This is a genomic window from Streptomyces sp. NPDC058464 (assembly GCF_042721035.1).
Lineage (GTDB): Bacteria > Actinomycetota > Actinomycetes > Streptomycetales > Streptomycetaceae > Streptomyces.
On record NZ_JBHXMA010000018.1, the window covers coordinates 40609 to 65188 of the forward strand.

The 24580-nt window shown below is 72.4% G+C and carries 10 protein-coding genes; 3 read left to right on the forward strand and 7 right to left on the reverse strand.

Translation table 11 applies throughout. From position 1 onward, the window contains the following. Positions 1-115 precede the first annotated feature (115 nt). The 3 genes from ACFWPQ_RS23590 to ACFWPQ_RS23600 all read left to right on the forward strand — a co-directional run bounded on the left by ACFWPQ_RS23590 (position 116) and on the right by ACFWPQ_RS23600 (position 16638). Positions 116-13441, forward strand: coding sequence for a hypothetical protein (locus ACFWPQ_RS23590; RefSeq protein ID WP_384038046.1), 13326 nt, complete (start codon positions 116-118; stop codon positions 13439-13441). 37 nt (positions 13442-13478) lie between these two features. Then, positions 13479-16001 (forward strand): right-handed parallel beta-helix repeat-containing protein, encoded by a 2523-nt coding sequence (locus ACFWPQ_RS23595; RefSeq protein WP_384038050.1) that lies wholly within the window; start codon positions 13479-13481, stop codon positions 15999-16001. Between the two features lie 64 nt (positions 16002-16065). Next, a complete protein-coding gene (locus ACFWPQ_RS23600; protein ID WP_384038053.1) occupies positions 16066-16638 on the forward strand; it encodes a MarR family winged helix-turn-helix transcriptional regulator in 573 nt (190 codons plus the stop codon). 3 nt (positions 16639-16641) lie between these two features. On the opposite strand, the gene ACFWPQ_RS23605 is transcribed toward ACFWPQ_RS23600, so the two are convergent. The 7 genes from ACFWPQ_RS23605 to ACFWPQ_RS23635 all read right to left on the reverse strand — a co-directional run bounded on the left by ACFWPQ_RS23605 (position 16642) and on the right by ACFWPQ_RS23635 (position 24482). Further along, on the reverse strand, positions 16642-17352 hold the full coding sequence (locus ACFWPQ_RS23605) for a gamma-glutamyl-gamma-aminobutyrate hydrolase family protein (RefSeq protein ID WP_384038056.1): 711 nt from the start codon (positions 17350-17352) through the stop codon (positions 16642-16644). After that, complete coding sequence (locus ACFWPQ_RS23610; RefSeq protein WP_384038059.1) at positions 17349-18839, reverse strand: aldehyde dehydrogenase; 1491 nt, start codon at positions 18837-18839, stop codon at positions 17349-17351. The genes ACFWPQ_RS23605 and ACFWPQ_RS23610 overlap by 4 nt, the downstream gene beginning before the upstream one ends. A gap of 60 nt (positions 18840-18899) precedes the next feature. Then, on the reverse strand, positions 18900-20345 hold the full coding sequence (locus ACFWPQ_RS23615) for an APC family permease (protein ID WP_384038062.1): 1446 nt from the start codon (positions 20343-20345) through the stop codon (positions 18900-18902). A gap of 186 nt (positions 20346-20531) precedes the next feature. Next, on the reverse strand, positions 20532-21194 hold the full coding sequence (locus ACFWPQ_RS23620; RefSeq protein WP_384038065.1) for a TetR/AcrR family transcriptional regulator: 663 nt from the start codon (positions 21192-21194) through the stop codon (positions 20532-20534). Positions 21195-21237: 43 nt separating this feature from the next. Continuing rightward, entirely contained in the window at positions 21238-22083 is an 846-nt protein-coding gene (locus ACFWPQ_RS23625; protein ID WP_384038068.1) for a fumarylacetoacetate hydrolase family protein, read from the reverse strand. 10 nt (positions 22084-22093) lie between these two features. Further along, positions 22094-23029, reverse strand: a complete 936-nt coding sequence (locus ACFWPQ_RS23630; RefSeq protein ID WP_384038070.1) for a 3,4-dihydroxyphenylacetate 2,3-dioxygenase — start codon at positions 23027-23029, stop codon at positions 22094-22096. Next, a complete protein-coding gene (locus tag ACFWPQ_RS23635) occupies positions 23022-24482 on the reverse strand; it encodes an aldehyde dehydrogenase (RefSeq protein WP_384038073.1) in 1461 nt (486 codons plus the stop codon). Before ACFWPQ_RS23635 ends, ACFWPQ_RS23630 begins: the two co-directional genes overlap by 8 nt. Between the last annotated feature and the right edge of the window lie 98 nt (positions 24483-24580).

Genomic DNA, 24580 nt, shown 5'->3' on the forward strand with positions numbered 1-24580 from the left:
CGGTTCACCCGGGACGGCGGCTGTAACCCAGATCACGTGAACCGCGGCGGCCGCTGTGGCGTGGTCAGTTGGGGAGTGACCGCCCCGAGCCCCGCAGCTTCCGGGAGGAACCCGTATGCCACGCCCGAGCGACTGGAACGCGATCGGGCTGGACAGCGATCCCACGCCAGGCGAGCCGGACCAGATCCGGACGCTGTCCACCGAGCTCAACCACCTGGGTTCCGAGGCCCGTCGCATCAGCACGGCGATCGACGCGGTCATGAACACCGCCGGTGACAGCGTCTTCGTCGGCGAGGCCGCCGACGCCCTGCGCGGCAAGGTCAACGACCGGCTGCGCGGGCACATCGAGGACGTGGCGCAGTCCTTCGAGAGCGCGGCGACCGCACTGAACACCTGGGCGGACAAACTGGTCGACCTCCAGTCCCGTGCCGACGGTGCGCTCAACTCGGGCCGCGGGCTGTCCGAGGACGACCCGGACCGGGAGACCTACGCCTCCACGGCCCGGCAGGCCGGCACCGAGCACGGCGAGGGTGCCTCCGCCGCGGCAGGCAGCATCTCGGGGGTCTCCAACATCCAGCTGCCGATCTCCGAGTGCCAGATCTTCTGGGAGGCGTTCCAGTGGCTGGCGATCATCCTGATCGTGCCGGCGCTGATCTTCGGCGGACCGATCGCACTGCTCGCCCTCGGCGTCAACCTCACCCTCTTCATCAAGACGATCGTCGACTTCGCCAACGGCAACGCCAGCTTCCTCGACCTGTTCCTGGCCGGGCTGGGCATCCTGGCGCCCACCACCAAGGCGCTGCCGATCTTCCAGATCATCAAGGGCGTCGCGACGAGCGCGTTCGCCAAGGGCTTCGCCAACATCGCCCGCGGCACCTTCCAGGCGCTGCGGAACCTGTTCACCAACGGCTTCCGCCCCACCACCCTGCTGCTCGGGCTCAAGGACCTGGTGCGGCTCGGCAGCACCTGGGTCTACAAGGGCGGCCTGTGGGTGCTGGACGGCATCCACAACCTGCCCAACGTCATCAGTCACGGCGTCAACTCCCTGAGTCTGACGGTCGTGCAGGGCTTCAAGGCGATCCCCGGGTTCGTGCGGGGGCTGCCCGAGACGCTCTCCCGGGGCTGGCAGGCCACCAAGGGGTGGGTGGGTCAGGAGTTCGGCGGCACCAAGTGGCTACGGATCTTCCTGCCGGTGGACGCGGCGGAGATCGGCGAGTACGGCTTCGCGCGCGCTCTGCGCATCGGTCTCTTCGACCGCGGTGTGCTCGGCCAGCACGTCTTCGGCGCCCCGATCACCAGCGGCATCGGCCGTACGATCAGCTCGGTCCCGGTCGACCCGCGCACCGTCGACGCCCTGGTCGACATGCCGCGCATCCAGCTGAACGAGGTGCGGTTCGGGGCGGGTTCGGGGCAGAGCAGCATCCGCAACCTCGACCTCAACATCCCGAGCACGCATCTGGACGTCACCTCCACCCTGCGGCCGCCGTCCCTGAACCTCGGTGACGTCGGGGCGATCGCCCACCGCGGCAACTTCGGCGTCCACGCGGCGCGCACGGTGGACGCGCTGGTCGACATGCCGCATGTGCAGCTCGGCAGCGTGCGTGTGGAGAACTTCGGCGCGCTGGGCGGGCATGGGGAGCTCGGGGTGAGTGCCGGTGCCACGCCGACCATCACCACCGCCTCGGGCCTGCACGTGCCCGCCTCGGCCGGGGTCCCCGGCGCCACCCACGGCATCACCAGCACCCCGGTCGCCGCCGTCTCCGGGGGCGCCCACACCACGCTCACCGGGCTGCCCCCGACGCCGGCGAACCTCACCTCCCACGCGGACGTGCTGCTGCCGGGCGGCGCGCACAACACCACCCACGGGCCGGCCGGCACGGTCCTCACCGGCACGCACGGCACGCCGCCGCCGGTGGCGGCCTCGCTCGGCGACCTGTCGGCCGCCGGCCCGACCGCGGGCACCCTGCACTCGGCGTTCACCGGCACCCCGGGCGTGGGCACCGTGCACGCGCCGGGCACCCCCGGTATCGGCGCCGCCCACACCACGCTGACCGGCACCCCGGGCACGAACATCGCCCACACCGCGCTCGACTCGGCCCCGGCGCCCGGCGCCCCGCACAGCCTGCTCACCGGCCCCACGACGGTCGCGCACCCCTCACCGACCGGCCTCGGACACGGCGGGCCGGGCAGCGTCGACGCCGGGGTCTCGGCCTTCGACCTGTTGGCCGGCACCCGTCACAACACGCCGCACTCCCCCGTGTCACCCGGCACCGGCGACGCCTTCGCCGAGCGCACCACCAGTGCCCTCAACGCCAACCAGACCCGCCTCCACCTCGACGAACTCGTCCACCAGCCGGGCTCGCCGCGTCCCGGCACCCCGGCGGAGCGGCTCCCGCACGGCTCGCCGTCCCCGGCGCCCGGGACGCCCGACCGGCTCACGATCACCCCGGCCACCCCGGACCGGCTGACGACGACCCCGACCACCCCCGACCGGCTGACGACGAGCCCGACCACCCCCGACCGGCTGACGACGAGCCCGGCCAACCCCATCACCTCCGACCGGCTCCCCGTCAACGGCGGCACCCACGAGCCGGCTCCCGCGCCCGTCGGCGGCTCCGGGCACCTGGGGCCCGGCGGCGACCACAGCCGCTCGGCCCTCGACCTCGTCGACACCGGCCGCAGCGCCCGCACCACCGACGGCCCCGCCTTCGCCGGCGCGCCCGCCCACACGGACGCCGACAAGGGGCTGGCGGGCTCGGCCAACGGCACCTCCGCGCATGTCCCCGAGAACCTGCCGACCCACGCCGCCCCCACGCCGCCCGGCACCCGCACCCCGCTGCGGGGCCACTCCTCGCCCGCGCCGGCCGCCCACACCGCCGACACCACCGGCGCCTTCGACGACCTGCTCAAGGACCGCCACGTCGTCAGGGTGCCCGGCGACCATCAGCTCGCGGTCAAGGTACCGAGCGGCGGCACGCCCGAACTCCACGGCAGCGCGGTCGAGTCGGGCCTGTACACCGTGGAGAAGCAGGGCACGGGCTTCGTCGTACGACAGCTGGACGCCGTCGGCGGCACCGTGGCGCACAGCTGGACGTTCAAGCGGCTGGGCCGCTTCCGTCTCGCCGAGGAGACCGTGCGGTTCGGCGACGGCCCGTTCGGCGGGGTGAGCGTCAAGGTCACCGACAAGTCCGTGGACTCCGTGAGCGACGGCGCCGGTACCTGGCCGGCGAAACTGGGCGGCGAGGACGAGATCGTCGTCGCCTCCACCTCCGGCACCCATGTCTACAGCCGCTCCACCGGCGACCTGCTGCGCTCCGCCACCCCGGACGTCACGCTGCCCCCGCGCCCGGCCGGACTCACCGGCACGTCCGCGGACAGCTGGGACGCCGCCGCGCACGCGGCCCGCGGCCACATGGGCAAGGCCGCCGCCGACACCGAGACCAAGCTGTTCATGCAGGGCGTCATCGGCGGCGCCTTCACCTCGAAGAAGGGGTACGGCGGCTTCGTCAACCCCAGCGCCCTGGAGGCCAATCCCGGCCTGGTCGGGAAGGTCAAGCAGTTCAACAAGGTCGCCGGCGACCTGATGTTCGAGGGTCCCAACCAGCGCATGACCGTGTGGCGGGGCGTGTCCATGGACCCGCGGGCCGCCCAGGCCGACGTGTTCGTGGAGCGGCTGCCCGCCTCCACCTCCAACCAACTCGGATTCCAGGCGGAGTGGGCGAAGAACGGCGTCAACAGCAACCGCGTCGTCTTCGAGATCGAGGTCCCGGCCGACCACGGCAAGCTCGCAATGGCCTACCCGCCCGGGTACAACAGAGCCGTCGACGACGCCCTCGCGCTCAACCAGGACCAGTGGGAGATCACTCTCTCCCCGACCCGGCTGCACCGCACCGGCCCGGCCCGCGTCGAGGACGGCATCACCGTCATCCCGGTGCGGGCCGAGCAGATCCCGGAGGGCCAGCTCGACAGTCTCATCAACGAGAAGTGGTCCGGGCTGCCCTCGGGCGAGGCGTTCGAGGACTTCGGCCGCGCCTTCGGACAGGACGCGATGCGCCGCTGGGAGGGCCTCGGCGACGCGCTCGTACGGGAGGGCGGTGACGGCCCGAACGTGAAGACGTTCACCGTCGGCCGGCCCGGCCACGCGGACGAGATGACCATCACCGTCACCCACAAGGTGGACGACAACGCGGTCTCCGTCACGATCACCGGCGGCGACCGCACCTTCACCAGGGAGTGGAGCGGCACCGGCTTCAACGACCTCGCCGCCGACCTGCGCGGCCACGTCCTGCACAACAACGAACTGCTCAGCTCCCTGCCGACGCCCACCTCATGGGGCAGGGAGCTGCCGAGCCCGGCCCACCCCACCTCGGCGCACACCGACACGCCCGTCCCCAGCCCGACCCGGTCCACCCCCGACACCACACCCACGCCGCGCCCGGACACCGCACACGCCGGTGGTCAGGAGCTGCCCGGGCGCGGGCCCCGGCTCACCCCGGCCGAGATCGAGCAGGCGTGGTTCCGGGACGGCGAACGCGTCGACGCGCTCTTCGGCCACCTGGACGACCCGTTGCGCGGGGCCCGCCGCGAGGCCTGGCGGGACCATGTGCAGGCACGGTACGACCTGGGCCGGGCCGAGGATCTGGTGCCGCACAACGGGCACGCGGGCAGCTCCCGCGGCCCGACACCCGACGAGATCCGCGCCCGCGAGAACGTCGACGCCGCCCAGCAGCGGTACGACGCCACGCACCACCGGCTGACCGAACTCGGCGTCGACCCGGTGCGGATGGAGGCCGATCTCGGTGCCCTGCGTCAGCTCAGCCTGCAGGAACGGCCCCGGCTGCTCGGCGGCATGGTCACCACGGCGAACGACGCGCCTCCCCCGCCCGCGACCGCCGTCCCCGCCATCCACGGCGAGGGTGGCGCGGCCTCCGTGACCCCGCCCAGGCGGCTCAACGAGATCCTGGCCGACCAGACCAAGGCCCATCAGGAACTGCAGCAGGCGGAGATCCAGCACGCGCAGCCCGCCAAGGGCAAGATCGCGGAAGCCAAGTCGAACCTGGACGCGGCGGACACCAGGTTCAAGGGCGTCACCCGCGAACTCGACGAGGCGCTCCAGCACGAACTCGACAACCGTCTGCTCTCCCAGCGTGAACTGAACCTGCTCGTCGACCAGTTCGCGGGCGCCGGCGACATCGACCGGGCCCTGAAGCTGCAGACCCACGCACGGAACCTGGACGCCGCCTCCCGCGGCGCGGGCGACGGTCCGGTCCGCGCGGACCAGTTCATCCGGACCGGCGAGGAGATCCGGTCCCAGTCGGTCACCGTCCGGCGGCTCGCCAACAAACTCGAGTCCCTGGTGAAGGCGGGCACGACTCCGCACAGCGAGCTGAAGGGCCTGGCCGAGGGGCTGGAGCAGGCCGCCAAGGACCTGGACGCGGCCCTCCAGGGCCATGTCACGGACGCCGCCCGCTTCGGGGGCACCTACACGCTGCGCAACGAGCACACGCCCGTCTCCGCCGTGGCCCACCACCTCGCCGAGCTGGTCGACGACGCCGTCAAGGCGGCGAAGCCGGGCGACAACCTCGTGCTCAAGGGCTTCCTCGGCACCGACGCCTCCGTCGAGCGGATTCAGCGCGGCATCCCGGACCTCCTGCGGCGCTATCGCGAGAACCAGGCGTTCGGCGAGGTGCACACCGGAGAGCAGTGGAAGGCGGTACTGCCCGGGACCGAGGCCCAGTGGCGGAGGGTGTTCGAGGACTTCGACGGCTTCGACAAGCTGTCCAGGTCCCAGCAGCACGACTTCGTACGCAAGCTGTCCGAGAAGAACATCACGGACCTGCGTGCCGACTTCGACAACCTGCTGAAGGACCTGCCGGAGGCGGACCGCCTGAAGTTCCAGCAGCTGCGGGACAGGCTCCAGGACCTGCCCTACCGGATCAAGCACGCCACTCCGGCCTATCACGCCATCGCCAACAGCGGTGTGATGTCCTCCCAGGGCGACCTGACCCGACGGGGCGTCAGGTTCCTCGCGTCCGGGAAGAGTTCGGCGAAGAACATCTCCAACCTGGGCAACGACGACTTCGTGTTCTTCCGCATGGAGGTCGGCGACAAGCCGATGGCGACCCGGTACGGGCCGACCACACTCGTCTTCGACGCCAAGGTCCTGGAGGAGAAGGGCGGCTGGGTCTCGCTCCACGACCAGCTGCACCCGCTGGACCGCGACACGATGAACCAGCTGAAGTTCGGCGACGACGTCGTCCGCAGCGCGAAGTACGACGCCGGTTTCGACGAGGTGGGCAAACGGGGCCGCTGGACCTACGAGTACCCCGACCACAGCACTCGGCAGGTCTCCTTCGAGCAGGAGGTCTTCCACGGCGAGCACGTGCAGGAGGCGCTCGCCCTGTCGGTGGTGCGCGAGGTCCATCTCATCGGAGGCGCCTTCAAGGACGACGTGTTCAGGCTGCTCGCCGACACCGCCCATCCGGAGGAACTGGGCTCGGTCATCTCCAAGTTGTACCGTCCCGAGGCGAAGTTCGGCTCGGGGCTGCCCATCAACCCGCTCGGCAGCCATGCCGCGAGCGAATGGCCGTCGCCGCTGGCGGTCCACGACGCGGAGGGCGACGGACGCTACCTCGCCGACGGCACGGTCGACCCGGCCGCACGGGCCGCCGGCAAGGCCTTCGACGACGCGTCGGACCGGGTACGGCAGGCGAACAGCGCCGTCAAGACCACCAACGACAAGGGGCTGCGCTACAACCTCAACAAGGCGAAGCCGCACGCCGAGCAGTCGGTCAAGCTGACCCAGGACTTCCACGCGGCCGCCGTCGGCGAACGCAAGGACATGGCGAAGACCCTGCTCGACCAGCGCGAGCAGCTCCTCAAGGACATCAACACCCGCCTCGACGCCCTGAAGCCGCAGAACAGGCCGGCCAAGAACCAGGGCGCCGGGACCTCCTCGTCGACCGCCGGGGCGAACGGCCCCAACCTCAGCGAGCTTCCGCAGTCGGCCGAGGACGCGCTCAAGGCCGTAGAGGGCATCACCGACCATATGAAGAAGATGATCCGGGCGCTGGGCAACTCGGACGGCTTCCGGTCCCTGCCCGACTCCAAGGTCGGCGCACAGACCACGGCGGCCGTCGACCTGGGCAGAACGGCCTTCGACAAGGCCTTCAAGCACCTCTTCAGGGCGGGACTGGTCGAGGGTGACACCGCGGGCCTGCACTTCACGGACGAGGGCCGCCGGCTGTTCCTGCCACCGGGCTCCGACGCCAAGACGGCGGCACCGTCCTCGTCCGCCACGACCGACGTCCACTCGACACCGGCCCACACCCAACCCCAGCTCCCTCACACCCAGTTGGGCCCGGACACCAAGGCCCCCGCCGGCACCGGCGACGGCCTCCCGTCCCACAGCCTGGACACCGACTCCCCGGCACCGCACGGCCTCGGCACCGACTCCCCGGCACCCCACCACGCCGAGCCGGACACCAAGTCCCCGGCGCCGCACGACCTGGACACCAAGTCCCCGGCGCCGCACGACCTCGACACCAAGGCCCCGGCACCCCACGACCTCGACACCAAGGCCCCGGCACCGCACGACCTCGACACCAAGGCCCCGGCACCCCACGGCACCGACACGCAGTCGCCGGTACCGCCCCGCATCGCCGACAGCGAGACGCGCACGCCCCACCTCACGGACGCGGACACCACCCCGCCCCACCCCACGGAAACCGACAAGGCCGCACCTCACCTCGACGACGTCCACCCGGCAACGCCCCACCACGGCGACGACGGCGACTTCGCCTCGATGCCCCCGAGGGACGACACGCGGCTGGGCGGCGGATCCACGCGGCCGCTCGGTGACGCCGTCCTCGACGACGTGCTGAGGCCGCCCCGGCGGACCGGCGACACCACCGCAGCACCCGCGCCCGGCACCGCTCACCCCGCAGCGCCCGACCTCCTCGACCGGGACGCCTTCCGCCGTAGCACGTACCGGGAGAACGGCATGCGCGCCCGTTCGCAGATCCGGTACGTCGACCGCGCGCTCGACGCCTTCCACCGCGTCCCCGCCGACCAGGTGGCGCAGCGGGCGCAGGCCCTCGACAACCTGGCCGACGCCGCCCAGCGCTTCCTGCGGGACCGCCCGGACTCCGTTCGCCGCGCCGGAGTCGAGCAACTGCTGCACCAGGTGCGGGCCGAGGCGAACGCCTACCGGCTGCTCGACGACTTCCGGCGGCTCGGCGGCGACGGGGACGGGTTGGCCGGCCGCGTCCGTACCGCGCTCACCGACGGCGGCACGACCCCGCACACGCAGACCAGGCTCCAGACGATGCTCGACGGCATGGACAGGTCCGCGCAGGCCCGGCGGCAGAACGACGCGCTGAGTCTGCTGGACCGCGCGACGCCGCTCCGGAACACCGGTGACACCACCCTCGCCGTACCCTCCCGGCAGCCCGGGGAGACGCCGTGGGCCGCGGAGTCGGCGCGGATCGACGAGCTCCTGGGCGGTGACGGCAGGCCCTTCCGGGAGGCCTGGGTCGAGCTGTCGTCCGCCCGGGTCGAACTGAACCGGGTCGAGGATCTGCGCGCGGCGCCGGGCGGCGCCGGCACATCACGGGGTCTGAGTGACTACGACGTGCAGCTCAACCACGAACTGGTCGCCGCTCAGGACCGGTTCCGCACCGCCTACACGAACCTGCAGGACCTGGGTGTCCAGCCGACCGAGATCGAGGCCCGGATCCACGAGATCCAGCTGGGGGCCACCCGCCGCGGCGCGACGCTCGGCGCGGGCCAGTTCGACGCGCTGCCCGACACCGCCCCGCCCGTGGTCAACCACATCGCTCTGAACAACTCGAGCATGAGCGGGCCCAACGGCCTGACCATCGAGCGGAGCGTGGCGCAGGACAACACCGAGACGCTGCGGGTGGTCGACCACCACCTGGCCCCGGACCCGACGCGCACGGTCGTCGGCCGGCCGGACGGCGGTTTCGACGTCCGGCACACGCAGTCGGACACCGTCGACACCTACAACGCGAGCGGCGACCGGATCGCCCACGACACGCCGCTCCTCGGGGCCGACGGCGGGCCGACAGGGCTGCGTCTGCACGCGGACCTCAACGGCCGCGGTGCGCACCAGACCCTGACGGTTCGCGGCCCCGGATCGGACCGGCTCACCACCTTCGGGCTGCCCGACAACGCGACGCGGATCACCCATCTCGACACCGGCGTCACCCGGCGGGTGGACGCCCTGGGTACCCGGCTCGACGAGGGCGTCCAGCTCACCGGCCGGGACGGCGTCCCCGCCCCGGCCGACCGGGTGTGGGTCACCGACGGCGCCGACGTCCATGTCACCGATCTCGCGGGCAACCGTCTGGACCTGCGGGTCCAGGACCTGGGTGACGGCAACGGCGTCAGGGTCACCCATGACACGACCGGGGTGTCCGTGCGCCACGACGGTCAGGGCCGTCTCCAGGAGACCGGTGTCTCGCTGACCGACCCGCGGGGCACGCGCGGGGAGCGGTTCCTGGCCGACGACGGCACGGGCCGCTTCACGCTGACCGACCCGTCCGGTGCCCGGCAGCCCCAGACGGTCACCGTGCTGCCCGGCGGCTCCGGCTTCCGGGTGACCGACGAGGCGAGCGGCGCGACCAGCAGGTTCACGGCCGACGGACGCTATCAGGACACCGGCCTCGCCCTGTTCGACCCGGCGACGAACGCGCGCGGCGACCGGATCGTCGTACGGGACGGCGTGAACGGTCACCGCCTCACCGACGCGGCGGGGCAGCCGCTGCCCGAACGGGTGGTCGCGGTCGGCGGAAACCGGCCGCGCACGATCGACGGCGTCACCGGTGAGTCCGTGCTGTACGACGTGCAGGGCCGCCCGGTGAGTACGTCTACCGCGCTGGCCGACCCGGTCGGCGGGCAGCGCGGTGCCCGGTTCGCCGAGCCGGACGGGGCCGGCGGTCACCGTCTCACCGACGCCGACGGCGACCGGCTGCCCGACACCGTCACCGCGCTGCCGAACAACGGCGGCTTCCGCACCGTCCACGACACCGGTCACCGCACCTTCACGCCCAACGGCGACTTCACGGGCGACGGGCTGCGGCTGACCGGGCGGGACGGCGCGCCGGCCGGGCATCTCGACCGGCCGCTCGGCGGGGCTTCGCACTGGCTGGACGACGCGTTCGCGCCGGACCCGGCACGGGCGGTCACCTTCGACCCGGCGGGCCGCATCGAGATCGCCCGCCCCGGCGGCGGCCGGCAGGTCTTCGACCAGAACACCGGACGGTTCGCCGAGGAGACGGTCCCGCTGCCCGGCGGCGGTCACCAAACCACTCTGGCCGACGGGACGTTCACCCGGTACGACGCCCAGAGCGCCGTCACGGCCACCGGCACCCCGCTGCCCGTGGGACACGGCGGACGCCACCTCGTCGTCGCTCCGCCGACCGCGCAGCACCCCGGCGCCTGGCTGGAGGACGCGGCGGGCGGCAGGCTCGCGCGCTGGGACGCCACCCAGCGGGGCGACGGCACCACCCGGATCGTGTTCGACGACCGGACCAGCCCGCGGCACGGCGAGTTCGTGCACCTGGCCGCCGACGGCAGCGTGGCCCGGCAGGGCTTCAACGTGCTGGACAACGGGCGGCGCACGGACTACCGGTACGTCGTCGACCACACCGCGGGCACCTGGGAGCGGACCACCAGGTCCGGCGCTCCCGTGGCGGCCGGGTCCTTCCACCACGGCACCGCCGACCTGACCGGTGCCGCGGGCGGCCACGTCAAGCTGCTCAGCTCGACCAAGAAGCAGGTGCCGGTCTTCGAGCGCCAGGTGCTGCCCGGTGCCTCCGGCGACGTCGTCGACTCCTTCCGGCGGACCGACACGATCGACTTCGCCCGCACCAACCCCCGTACCCACTGGGTGCGCTGGGACGACACCGGCACTCCGGTCGGCACGGGCAGCCGGCACTACGACACGGCGGGCACCGGCTGGCGCGACACCGACGGCTGGGGCCGCACGGTGCGCGAGTACCGCGACGGGCTGCAGAAGTTCAACGGCCGGACCGGCCACACCCTGGGCGTCGACGACGGCAACGGGGCCTGGACCTGGCACCGTTACGACGGCGACGGCAAGGTGATCGCCTCGGGCCCGCGGACCCGGGAGCGCATCGGCAGCGGCTGGACCGACCGCACCGCGGACGGCCGGATCGCCCAGCAGCAGTGGGGCATGGCCGAATGGCCCGAGCGGGCCGGCCAGTACCAGGAACACGCCATGAACCCGGCCGACGGCACCCTCCGCGCCACCTGGGAACGGCACTCCCCGCACGGCAAGGAGGTCGGCAAGCACGAGGCCTTCGGCGACGGCTTCCTGACCACCGACCGCTGGCGCGAGCAGCGCCCGCCCACCTGGGTCCGCACCCGCTGGCTGGCCGGCGCCGAGCACGTCCGGCCGCCGTACGCCCATGTCCGGGGCGACGACACCTACCAGCTGTTCACCTGGACGAAGGAGGCGGGCGACGGCGCCACCACCTCCGGAGTGCGGTACGTCGGGATGGACGGCAGCGCGCTGGACCTGGCGGCCGACGGCAGCTTCGCTCGCTTCAGCGGCAAGCTGCACGACGGCACCTCCCTGAAGGTCGGCGACCACGCGGCGCGCCCCGGCCACGCTCCGGCCGACCCGGCCGACCACCCCTGGCAGGCCGGCGACCTCAGGGGCTACCGCCAGCAGCTCGCGAACGACCCGCAGGGCAGGCTCTGGCAGGACGTCTACCAGGACGCAGGCGTCACCCGAACCGCCCGGGAGGGCCGCCCCGACGGGGTCGTGCGGGAGTTCACCGGTGACCGCACCTGGGTGGACCGGGACCCGCACGGCAACCTCGTCGGGCAGAGCCACGCCAACCCGGACGGCACCGCCGGACGCGTCATCGAGGGCCACGGCCGCGCCGACTCCGGCCGCTGGACCTGGCGTGAGCTGGACGCCCAGGGCGCCCAACTCGGCCACGGCCGACGGGAGTTCTTCCGCGGCTCGAACGACTCGCGGCTGCCCTGGGACGACTCCTACCGGGACTACGACGGCAACGGGAACCTGGTCCGCGAGCGCCGGATGCTGGACTCCGGCCGGTACGTCGACGCCTGGCGGGACAACCAGGGCGACTGGCGCGTCAGTACCCACGAACGCAACGGCACGCCCGTCGACGTGGGCAACGGCGAGCAGGTCCGCCGCTGGTGGAACGGACACGCCTGGCAGGACCGGTGGACGGACGGCGCCCGGCACTTCCGTGACGAGCTGCGCGTGCCCGGCCAGGCCGCGCCCACCGTCCTGCGCGAGACCCCGGTGCACAACGGCGGACCGCTGCGGGTGCGGGCGTACAGCACGACGGTCACGCAGAACACCCCGGCCGGCTCGGTCTGGAAGGAGTTCGACCACGGCGGTGTGGTGCGGGAGCGCAAGGCCGACAGCGGCGGGTTCCTGGAGACCGATGCCTGGCGCGGCCAGTGGAACCGTTACAACAGGAACGGCGATCTGATCGGCCAACGCACCGACAGCGGGCTGGTGTTCGAGCGGGACACGTTCAACACCTGGCGGCTGGTCGGCAACGAGTACGACTTCCGCGGCGCGCTCACCGAGATCCGCGGCTGGGGCCGCACCACCCGTGAGGCCCAGCGCATGCCGTGGTCCGGAACGGTCGTGCCCGGCGGCGACGCGGCGCTGCGCGAGGCGCGTTACGAGCCGTACTGGCAGTCCGTGGCCAAGAAGGCGGCGCTGGAGTTCGGCCAGGAGTTCATCCTGGAGTTCGGTGCGAACCTCGCCGTCAACGGGATCGTCGCGGCCGTCCAGAACAAGCCGTTCACCGGCAAGGACGCGCTGAAGTCGTTCGCGAACGCGGCGGTCGGCGCGACCATCAAGACCGGTCTGAGCACCGCGGTGCACGAGAACCGGGCCCTCGGGTTCGAGAAGCTCGGGCAGTTCAAGACGGGCATCGCCAACATCGACGGCGGCAAGCCGTGGACCCGCCGTCCGCTCAACCACGACAAGACGTGGGTCAACGAGTGGGCGGGCAACGAGACGCCGACCCGCTGGCGCGGCGGTATGTACGACTTCTCGTTCGGTGTCGTGAGCAGTGCGCTGTCCGGCTGGGTCAACGGCAGCATGAACGCGGCCGTGTGGGGCGTGACCAACGCGGACGGGCAGACCGTGAAGCTGCACGGCGGGGACGCGGTCTGGGAGGGCGGGATCAACGCGGCCGCCTCGGTCACCACGGCGGCCACCACCGGCCTGGTCAAGAACGTCTTCGTGATGAGTACCGGCAGCCGGCTCTTCCACCGCCAGGGCTTCGCCGACTTCTGGATCCAGCTACCCTTCAAGATCTTCGAGAAGACGATCCAGTCGCTGTACCTGACCAGTACGTATCGTGCGAGCATCAACCCGACGTACTACCAGGCACCGTGACCGGGCAGCGGCGATCACCGAGGACTGAGGAACGTAGATGACCACCCGTCACACCGTGGCGCCCAAGGGGCAGGGCGGCCGGGGCGCGTACCGGACCATCGGCGAGGCGATACGCGCCGCCTCGCCCGGCGATCTGGTGGTGATCGCCCCCGGCACCTGGACCGAGAACCTGGTCCTGGACCGCGCGGTGGTGCTCACGGCGGAGCACGGCAGGGGCAGCGTGGTGATCGCGGCGCCCCCTGGTGAGGCGCCCGCGGTGACCGTGGACGGGCCGGACTGCGCCCTGCACAACATCACGGTGTGGGGCGCGGACGCGGGGCTGCCCGCCGTGAGCGTGTCGCCGGGCGCCGGGCTGGTCCTGGAGGAGTGCTCGGTGGAGGGCGGCCGGGTCCAGGTGAAGGGCCCGGAGGACGAGGAGGGCGGTACGACGGCCGTCGTGCTGCGCCGCTGCCGTCTGGAGGGGGCCAGGCTGGCCGGTCTGCACCTGGCGGGCGGTGTCCGCGCCCTTCTGGAGGACACGGCGGTGACGGGTGTCGACGGTACCGGCGTGGTGCTGTCCGGCACGGCGAGCCTGGACGCCGTACGGCTGCGGCTGGAGCGTACGACCGGGTCCGGGATGCGGCTGCGCGGCCGGTCCCGGCTGCGGCTGACCGACTCGGTGCTGGCGGGCAGCGGCCGGGCGGGACTGCTCCTGGAGGACTCGACGGAGGCGACGGCCGGGGAGTCGCGGATCGAGACGCCCGGGGCGGCGGGGGTGCACCTGACCGGTTCGGCGCGGGCCGAGCTGACCGACTGCCGGATCCGGGGGGCGGCCGCCAGCGGGCTGGTCGTGCAGGAGACCGCCCGGCTCAGCGCCTCCGGCTGCTCCGTCGCCGACGCCGGGGCCAACGGGCTCCTGGTGACGGGTTCGGCCGAGGCGGACCTGGCCGACTGCCGGATCGACCGGAGCACCTTCAGCGCGGTGCATCTGGCCGGTACGGCCGTCGGGCGGCTCGCGGACTGCCGGGTGCGGGGCGGCTCCGAGCACGGGGTGCACGCCACGGGCGAGGCCCGGATCGAGCTGACCGACTGCGGGATCACCGACGTCGCCATGACCGGGGTCAGCGTCCTGGAGCGGGCGGTGGCCACGCTCACCGGCTGCCGGGTCGCCGGGACCGCCGCCGGGATCGGCATCGGCTCGCCCGCCGGCAGCACGGTCGCGGACACCACGGTGACCGGGACGAAGGAGATCGGCGTGCAGGTCGCCAAGGGCGCTGCCGTCTCCCTCGCCGGGATCAGGATCAGCGGCGCGGGGGCGGCCGGTCTGGTGGTCGACGAGGGCGCCGAGGCGACCGTGACGGGCGGCCGGGTCGAGGACTGCGCGGGCTCCGGCGCCGTCGTGTGGACCGGCGCCAGGCCGGAGGTGACCGGCCTGCACATCGACCGGCCGGGCAAGAACGGCCTGTTCCTGGCCGAGGGCGCGGGCGGCACGTTCACCTCGGTCGACGTCACCCGGGCGGGCTTCCCGGCCCTGCACGTCGCCAAGGGCGCCGACCCGGTCTTCCGGCACTGCCGCATCCGGGACTGTGCGGAGGCGCTGGGCACCGACGAGGGCGCCAAGCCGGTCCTGGAGGACTGCACCGCCGACGGCACCCCGCTGACCTTCGGCACCCCGGCCGCGGCCCCCGCGAACGGCAGACCCGGTGCCGCTCCCTCCTCTCCTTCCGCCGCCAGGACGGCCGGCGACTCCGACGAGCCGGAGGAGGAGAACCTGGAGGACCTGCTCGGCGAACTCCACGAGCTGGTCGGCCTGGACCGCGTGAAGCAGGACGTCGGCTCCCTGGTCAAGCTCATGCAGACGGTCCGCCGCCGCGAGGAGGCCGGGCTGCCGGCCCCGCCGCTCAGCCGCCACCTGGTGTTCGCCGGCAACCCCGGCACCGGCAAGACCACGGTCGCCCGCCTCTACGGCCGCCTCCTCAAGGCCCTCGGCCTGCTCCGCCGGGGCCACCTGATCGAGGTCGACCGCACCGCGCTGGTCGGCGAGTACGTCGGCCACACCGGCCCGAAGACCACCGCCGCCTTCAACCGTGCGCTCGGCGGCGTCCTCTTCATCGACGAGGCCTACTCCCTGGCCCCGGCCTTCGCGGGCAACGACTTCGGCACCGAGGCCGTGGCGACCCTGGTCAAGCTGATGGAGGACCACCGCGACGACGTGGTGGTCATCGCCGCCGGCTACCCCGGTGACATGCACCGCTTCATCGGCTCCAACCCCGGCCTCGCCTCCCGTTTCGGCCGCACTCTCCTCTTCGAGGACTACGAGCCGGGCGAGCTGGTGTCGATCGTCGAGTTCCAGGCGGGCCGGCACCGCTACGAGCTGACCCCCACGGCCCGTACCGAACTGTTCTCCCTCTTCGAGGCCATGCCCCGGAGTGAGGGCTTCGGCAACGGCCGTTCGGCCCGCCAGATCTTCCAGGAGATGACCGAGCGCCAGGCCCAGCGCGTCGCCGAGCTCACCGCACCGACGGCCGAGGAGCTGATCAGTCTGGAGGCCCACGACCTGCCCCACCCGGCCGCCCACTGACGGCACGCTCGCGCCGTACAACCGTATAATTTGAGGCCGAACGAAAGTCGAGAAGGAGCCACCCGTGCCCGGTCACCGGTCCATCACCGAAGCGGAGAAGCTCGCCTCGGCGAAGCTCGGCGGCATCCCGGTCCGCCGGGACCAGATGGCGGCCGTGGCCAACATCCACCGGGCCGCCTCCGCCGTGCGCCAGCACCTGGAGAACTCCGTGCTCCGCGGCTCGGACCTCACCTGGACCGCGTTCGTGGTGCTGTGGGTCGTCTGGGTGTGGGGCGAGTCGGAGACCCGGCACGTGGCGGAGGAGGCCGGGATCTCCAAGGGCACGCTCACCGGCGTGGCCCGCACCCTGGAGTCGCGCGGGCTGCTCGGCCGCGCCGGGCATCCGGACGACGGGCGCCTGGTCCTGCTCAGCCTCACCGACAAGGGCGAGGAGCTGATGCAGCGGGTGTTCCCGGCGTTCAACGAGGAGGAGGCCTTCGTGACCTCCGGGCTCAGCGACGCCGAGTGCCGCACCCTCGCGGAGCTGCTGCGGCGGGTCGTGCTCCAGGTCGAGGACCACGGCGAGGAGCGGCGGCGCGAACTGCTCGACGGCGCCGAGCCCGCGCCGCGCCGCAGCGGGCGGCGCCCGAAGGCCTGAGCCTCAGCGCGCGGCCCGTACGAACGCGTCGAACAGGCGCTGCTGCACCGGGTCTTCGTGCGCGGTGTCCTCGGGATGCCACTGCACGGCGGTGAACCAGCCCGGCGCGTCGGCCAGTTCCAGTCCCTCGACCGTGCCGTCCGCCGCGGACGCGGTGACGGCGAGTCCGGTGCCGAGGCGGTCCACGCGCTGGTGGTGGTAGCAGGAGGCGTCCACCTTCTCCTCCCCCACCGCCTGCTCGACGAGCGACCCGGGACGGACGGTCACCGGGTGGCGCAGGTGCCGGTGGGTGCGGTCCGGGCCGCCCATGTCCTGCTCCAGGGTGCCGCCCAGCGCCACGTTCACGGCCTGCAGCCCGCGGCAGATCGCCAGCAGCGGCAGGCCCGACTCCAGCGCGTGGCGGGCGACCTGGAGGTCGAAGGTGTCCTGGAGGTCGTCGACGTCGTAGACCGTGTCGTGGGTCTCCGTCGCTCCGTAGCGGTGCGGGGCCAGGTCGCCGCCGCCTGGCAGCAGCACGCCGTCGAAGCGGGCGAGCCGGGCCGGCACGTCGGTGTCGGCGGGGTGGATGCTCGCGGGTTCGCCGCCGGCCCGCCAGACGGCCTCGATCAGAGCCCGGGCGTTGACCTCGGCGGCGAAGCGCAGCGCCGAGGTGGTGGCGGAGAACCGCGCGGGTACGGCGATGAGGGGGCGGAGCCGACGGTGCGGACGGGTCACAGCTGGATCCAGGTCGTCTTGAGGTCGGTGTACTTGTCGATGGCGTGCGCGGACTTGTCCCGGCCGTTGCCGGACTGCTTCATTCCGCCGAACGGCACGGTCAGGTCGCCCTCCTCGTAGCAGTTCACCCAGACCGTGCCGGCCTTCAGGGCGCGGGAGACCCGGTGCGCGGTGGACAGGTCGGAGGTCCACAGGCCGGCCGCGAGGCCGTACTCGGTGGCGTTGGCGAGCCGGACCGCCTCGTCCAGGTCGTCGAAGGCGAGGACGGACAGCACCGGGCCGAAGATCTCCTCCCGGGCCAGCCGCATACCGGAGTCGACGCGGTCGAAGACCGTCGGTTGCAGATAGCTGCCGCCGGTGTCCGCCAGAGTGCGCTCGCCACCCGTGCGCAGCCGGGCCCCCTGCGCACGCCCGGCGGCGACATGCCCCTGCACGCGCTCCAGATGGGCCTCCCCGACCAGCGCACCCATCTCGGTCGTGGGGTCGAGCGGGTCGCCGATCCGCAGTTCCTCCGCCCGCCGCACGATGGCGTCCGTGACGCGCTCGGCGATCGAGGAGTGGACGAGGAGCCGGGAGGGCGCCGTGCACATCTCGCCCTGGTTGAAGAAGATCCCCCAGGCTGCGGTGGCGGCGGCCCGGTCCAGGTCGGGGGCGTCCGGGAGGATGATGTTGGGCGACTTGCCGCCCAGCTCCAGCCAGACCCGCTTGAGGTTGGAGTCTGCGGAGTAGCGCAGGAAGTGGCGGCCGACGGCGGTGGAGCCGGTGAAGGCCAGCACGTCGACGTCGGGGTGGAGGCCGATCGCCCGTCCGGCCGTAGGGCCGTCGCCGGTGACGACGTTGAGGACGCCGGGAGGCAGTCCGGCCTCGGTGCCGATCCGGCCGAGGAGCAGGGCGGAGAGCGGGGAGGACTCGGAGGGCTTCAGGACGACCGTGCAGCCGGCCGCGAGCGCCGGGGCCACCTTCCAGCTCGCCAGGGTGAGGGGGAAGTTCCAGGGGACGACCGCGCCGACGACACCGGTCGGCTCGCGGGTGACCAGGGCGAGGGCGTCGGAGGCGGTGTGCGGGGACTCGTCGGTGAGCTTGTCGGCCAGCTGCCCGTACCAGCGGAACGTGGTGATCGCGGCGCGCAGTTCGATGGCGTACGCCTCGGTGATCGGCTTGCCCATCTCCAGGGTGATGGTGAGGGCGAGCTCCTCCCGGTGTTCTTCGAGGAGTTCGGCCATGCGCAGCAGGATCCGGCCGCGCTCAGCCGGTGCCAGGCGGGGCCAGGGCCCGGCGTCGAAAGCGCGGCGGGCGGCGGCCACGGCGTGGTCGACCTCGGCCTGCCCTGCGTCGGCGACCTGGGTGAGGAGCTGTCCGTCGCGGGGTGAGACGACGGCGAAGGCCGCTCCGCCGCCGGGCTCGTCGGTGCCGTCGATGTGGTGCTGTGCGGGCAGGTCGAGGGTCTTGGCCCGGCCGGTCAGTTCGTCGGGGGTGAGGTCCAGCATGGTGTTCCCAATCGGAGGGTGGGGGCCCGGCCGTGCGGGGGCCGGGCCCGGCGGGGTGCGTCAGCGGCGGTGGACGAGCCGTGCGGTGCCCGCCCCGAGACCCAGGACGGCGGGGACGGTGACGACGAGCCAGACGGCCGTGCTGGTGGCGCCGCCGATGAGGGTCGTGAAGTTGGCCAGGATGACCCAGATCATGGCGGCGATGCCGAGGGCGCCGAGGGCCGGGGCGATCACCGTGTTCCAGGGCCGGGTGTCGAGGCGTTCGCGGCGGAAGAAGACGATCACCGAGACCGAGGTCAGCAAGTACAGCAGCATGCAGGCGAGGACCCCGACGCCGCTGAACCAGGAGAAGAGGGTGAGGACCGGGTCCTTGCCGGCGAGGGCGAAGGGCATCACGAGGAGCACCGCGATCGCCGTCTGGACCAGGCCCGCGGCCCACGGCGAGTGCCGGTGGTTGAGGGTGCGCAGCCGGGCGGGCAGCAGGCCCTCGCGGCTGAGGGAGAACAGGTAGCGGTTGGCGGAGTTGTGGAAGGCGAGGATGCCGGCGAAGAGGGAGGTGGCGAGCAGGATCGGCAGGACGTCGTTGACCCAGCCGCCGAACTGGTCGGCGATGGGTGCGAAGACGAAGACGGTGGAGTCGCCGCCCGACAGTGCCTTGCCCGCGGCCGCGGTGACCTTGGAGGGGCCGTACGAGGAGACCAGCATCCAGGACACGAAGGCGAAGAAGCCGGTGACCACGGCGACCGAGAGGTAGGTGGCCCGGGGGACGGTCCTGTGGGGCTCGCGGGCCTCCTCGCCGTAGATGGCGGTGGCCTCGAAGCCGAACATCGAGGCGACGGCGAACATCAGGGCCACGCCGGGCGCGCCCTGGAGCACGGCGCTCGGCGAGAACGTGCCGCCGAAGTCGAGGCCCTCGGGGCCGCCGCCCTTGAAGAACGTGACCAGGGCGAAGGCGAGCAGGATGCTGAACTCGGCCAGCACGAACACGGCGAGGACCTTGGCGCCCAGCTCGATCCCGGCGGCGCCCAGCACCTGGACCACGGCCATGGTCACCAGGGCCCACACCCACCAGGCGACGTGCGCGCCGGAGTAGTGCTCGACGAGCCCGCTGACGGTGTAGCCGTACAGCCCGTACATCGCGGCCTGGACCGTGCAGTAGGCGAACAGTGCCACGGCGGCGCTGCCACTGCCGGTCGTCCGGCCGAGCCCCTTGCCGATGTAGGTGTAGAAGGCGCCGGCGTTGACCACATGGCGGCCCATGGCCACGAAGCCCACCGAGAACAGCAGGATCACCGCTCCGGCGAGGGCGTAGGCGGCCGGGGCGCCGGCGCCGTTGCCGATGGCGACCGCGATCGGCACGGCGCCGGCGATACCGGTGAGCGGTGCCTGCGCGGACAGGACGAAGAAGAGGATGCCCAGGACACCCAGGGCGTTGCGTTTGAGGGTGGTGGCGGGCTGGGCGCCCGTTCCGGCCTGCGAGGCGGCGTCGACCGTCTGACTGTCCACTCGGATCACCTGCTGAGGGGAAGGGAGAGTTTTCGTTTTGAGCCAAACGAGTTGCCTCATGGTGGGCCGGAACTATCCATCTGGCAAGGGGGTGGGAAGGGGAATTTACGCCAGGGAAACCGCTGCGCCCAGGGCATGGCAAACCCCCCGGCGCGACCGCGACGGGGGGTTCCGGGCCGGGCACGCTCAGTCGCGGTTCTCCGGCGGCCGCTCACCCAGGGTGCGCAGGAGGGCACGCAGCTCGGACAGGGCCGCCTCGGTGTCCGCGCGGTCGCCGATGCCGGTGAGCTGGTGCAGCACCAGGCCGTCCAGCGCGGCGAAGACCAGCCGGTTGAAGGCCGGGCTCGCGTCGCCGGGCAGGATGCGGTCCAGCTCGCGCTGGGAGGCACCGAAGTACTCGTCGTAGAGCTCGCGGACCTGCGGGAGCAGCTCGGGCCGACGGCGGGCCTCCAGGAGCAGCTCGTACTGGTACGCCTGGCCGTCCGAGTCGTCCTCCACCATGTCCGTCAGGCCGGCCACGAAGTCCTCGGGCTTCCCGGTGCCGGGCTCCAGCAGGCTGCTGCTGAGGCTGAGGCGCACGGCGTAGGCGAGGGACTCCTCGATCAGCGCGTCCCGGGAGCCGAAGTGGTGGACGACGAGGCCGTGGGTGACCCCGGCCTCCTCGGCCACGGCACGGTAGGTGAGGTGGCGCAGCCCGCGCGCGCCGACGACCCGGACCGCGGCCTTGAGCAACGCCTCGCGTCCCTCGCCGTAACCGAGCCGCTTGCGCGACCGGTCGCCGCGCCCGTCGTCGGGCCGGTCATCGGGCCGGTCGTCTGGCCGGTGGGGGGTCTCGGCGGGTTCGGTCATGGTCGCGACCCTACCCGCCGGTTCCCGGCGCCTGCCGTGGCGTCTACCTGCGGGGCGCGCGGATGCCACGGAACTCCCAGTCGCCGCCGAGCGCGGTGGACAGCACTTCCTCGGACTCGGTGGGCTGGGCGCCGACGTCGGTGCGGATCGGGGTGGGCCCGGTGACGATGTGGTTGGTGAGCCGCCCGAGGCCCTCCACCTCGACCTCGACGACATCGCCGGGCTGCACGGGCCGCGAGTTGGCCGGGGTGCCGGACAGCAGGACGTCACCGGGATGGAGGGTGATGGTCCGGGCGATGTCGGCGACGAGATAGTGCATGTCCCACTTCATCTCGTCGGTCGAACCGTCCTGCACCACCTCGCCGTTGACGTACGTGCGCAGCCGCTTGCCGTGGAAGTCCCAGTCGGTGACCAGACCGGGGCCCAGCGGGCACAGTGTGTCCGAGCCCTTCACCCGCAGCATGGAGCCGGCGTCGGTGTCCCGGAAGTCGTGCAGTCCGTAGTCGTTGGCGACCGTGTACCCGGCGATGTACTCCCCCGCCTCGGCAGGGGAGACGTTCCGCGCGGTCCTCCCGATGACGATGGCGACCTCGCCCTCGTAGTTGAGCCACTTGCAGCCCTCGGGCCGGACGACGGCGCCCCGGTGGGAGTTGAGGGCGGAGGTGGGCTTGTGGAAGTAGGTCGGGGTGTCGGGCAGCCCGATCCGGAACTCCTCGACCCGGCTGCGGTGGTTGAGATGGACGGCGATCACCTTGGACGGTACGACCGGCGGCAGGTGCTGCGCCTCCTCGATCTTGACGCGGCGCCCGTCCCCGGCGACGAGTTCGTCCCCGTCGACGGTGACCTGGACGGCGGCGCCGTCGAGGAGGATGCGGCGGTATTCGGGCATGGCGGCCTTCCTAAGGACGACGGTGCGGGTGGTGGGGCGCGGCGGTCACGGGCGTGCCGGTGCCGGTCCAGCCGTCGGCGGGCCGGTCGAACCAGAGGTGCACCTGGCCGGTGCCGACGGAGTTCTCGTACGCGCCGTACTGCCGGGCCGGGGCGGCACAGGCCTGCTCACCGAGGGCGCCGGCCAGCATCAGGTAGTGGGAGAACCTCGCCTCGGGCTTGAACTTCCAGAACGCGTCCATGGTGTCGAGGACCTTGTCGTGCCGGCCCTCCTTGAACCACTCGATGCGCTCGTGGTCGGCCTCCCGGGCCTCCGGCGTACGGATGTGCACCGGATCGCTGGCCTCGTGGTCGCGCAGCTCGCGCAGCGGCCAGAAGGTGTGCGAGAGGGCACCGGAGGCGATCAGCAGCACCCGCCGCCCGGGAGTCGCGGCGATACCGTCGGCGAGCGCCCGCCCGAGCCGCAGATGGTCCTCCATGTCCCCGGTCTGGCACACCCCGATGGTCACCCACCGCTTGTCGGGCAGGCCCTCGCCCAGGAACTTCCAGAGGTTGATGGTCGCGTAGTAGATAGGCAGGTACTCGTCGTCTATCGCGGTGATCCAGGTGCCGTGCCTGTCGGCGAACTTCTCCACGTTGCGGGCGAGTTCGGGGTCACCGGGAAAGTCGTACGGCATCCGGCACATCCCGCGAGGCAGTTCCTCGGAGGTGAACAGTCCCGCCCTGCGCTGCTGCGCGGTGACGACGAACTCGACGGTCGTCGCCCAATGGGAGTCGAGGACGACGACGGTGTCGTAGTCGTCCCGCTCGAAGACGTCCCTGCGGAGTTGCTGGAGGCCGGTGACGAGGGTGATCTCCTTGCCCTCGTTGAGCTCCAGCCGGTCGGCCTCCGGCAGCACGATGGTGGGGACGTGGGCGAGCAGCCCCGCCCCGACGATCTCACCCATGGTCCTTCCAGCCCTTCGGTGCGGTGACGGTGTTCTTGAGGTCGCAGTAGAAGTCGAAGCTCCAGGTGCCGCCCTCGCGCCCGACCCCGGAGAGCCGGGAGCCGCCGAACGGCGCCTGGAGGTCGCGCACGAAGAAGCAGTTGACCCAGACGGTGCCGGCGACCAACTGCGCGGTGACCCGCTCGGCCCGCTCGGGGTCGCCGGTGGCGAGGGTGGCGGCGAGCCCGAACCGCGTGTCGTTCGCGAGCCGGACCGCCTCCTCCTCGTCGGCGAAGGTCTGGAGGGTGAGAACGGGCCCGAAGACCTCCTCCTGCACGACCTCGCTGTCCTGCGCGACGTCGGTGAGGAGCGTCGGCGCGTAGAACTGCCCGTCCCGGCGCTCCCCGCCGATCACGGCCCGCGCCCCTGCGTCGATCGCCCGCCGCACGAAGCCGTCGATCTTCTCCAGCTGACGGGGGTGGATGTTCGGCCCGATGTCGGTGGCCTCGGCACGGGGGTCACCCTGCCGCAGCGCGTCGGCCTTCGCCACGAACCGCCGGGTGAACTCCTCGGCGACCGACGCCTCGACGAGCAGGCGGGTCCCGGCGAGGCAGACCTGCCCGGCGTTGTCGTACTGCTCCACGGCGAGGTCGACGGCAAGGTCGAGATCGGCGTCGGCGAACACCAGCAGGGGCGACTTGCCGCCGAGTTCGAGACTCAGGGGCGTCAGGTTGGCGGCGGCCGAGGCGGCGATGCGCTTGGCGGTCGGCACGGAGCCGGTGAAGCTGATGCGGCGTACGTCCGGATGGGACGTGAGCGCATCACCGATCTCGGCGCCGTACCCCTGCACGACGTTGAGCACCCCGGCCGGCAGCCCGGCCTCGGCCGCGATGTCGGCGAGGAGGGAGGCCGTGAGCGGGGACCACTCGGCGGGCTTGAGGATCACGGTGTTCCCGGCGGCGAGGGCCGGGGCGACCTTCCAGGTGGCCAGCATGAGCGGGGCGTTCCACGGGGTGATCAGCACACAGGGGCCGGCGGGGTCCCAGCTGACGTGGTTGCGGTGGCCCCGGGTCTCGAAGTCCTCGTGGTCGAGCTTGAGCAACCAGTCCGCGAAGAAGCGGAAGTTGTGCGCGACGCGGGGCATGACTCCACGCCGGTGCGAGCGCAGGAGGGCGCCGTTGTCGGTGGTCTCGACGATCGCGAGCTCTTCGATGCGCTTCTCGACCCCGTCGGCGATGGCGTGGAGTATCCGGGCGCGTTCGGCACGGGGGGTGGCGGCCCAGGAGGGGAAGGCGGCGCGGGCGGCGGCAACGGCGGCCTCGGCCTCGGGGGGACCGCCGCGGGCGATCTCACCGATCGGCTGCCCGTCGATGGGCGAGCTGTCGGTGAACGTCTCGGCGGATGCGACGCGTTGACCGCCGATCCAGTGCCGGGTGTCGACTGAGACACCGGCGATGCTGATGCTGTGAGCCATGAGCAAGGGTCCAATCTCGACTGGGGGTACTGCCACTTACCTAGGGGCGCGGGGCTGTGTTGAATTTGCGGCTACCGCCGCGTGGGCGCGACCAGCCC

Bases quoted from the DNA above. Each gene is read 5' to 3' on its own strand.
- ACFWPQ_RS23635 (WP_384038073.1), bottom strand. From the start codon at position 24,482: ATGGCTCACAGCATCAGCATCGCCGGTGTCTCAGTCGACACCCGGCAC.
- ACFWPQ_RS23620 (WP_384038065.1), bottom strand. From the start codon at position 21,194: ATGACCGAACCCGCCGAGACCCCCCACCGGCCAGACGACCGGCCCGAT.
- ACFWPQ_RS23595 (WP_384038050.1), top strand. From the start codon at position 13,479: ATGACCACCCGTCACACCGTGGCGCCCAAGGGGCAGGGCGGCCGGGGC.
- ACFWPQ_RS23610 (WP_384038059.1), bottom strand. From the start codon at position 18,839: ATGCTGGACCTCACCCCCGACGAACTGACCGGCCGGGCCAAGACCCTC.
- ACFWPQ_RS23590 (WP_384038046.1), top strand. From the start codon at position 116: ATGCCACGCCCGAGCGACTGGAACGCGATCGGGCTGGACAGCGATCCC.
- ACFWPQ_RS23625 (WP_384038068.1), bottom strand. From the start codon at position 22,083: ATGCCCGAATACCGCCGCATCCTCCTCGACGGCGCCGCCGTCCAGGTC.
- ACFWPQ_RS23630 (WP_384038070.1), bottom strand. From the start codon at position 23,029: ATGGGTGAGATCGTCGGGGCGGGGCTGCTCGCCCACGTCCCCACCATC.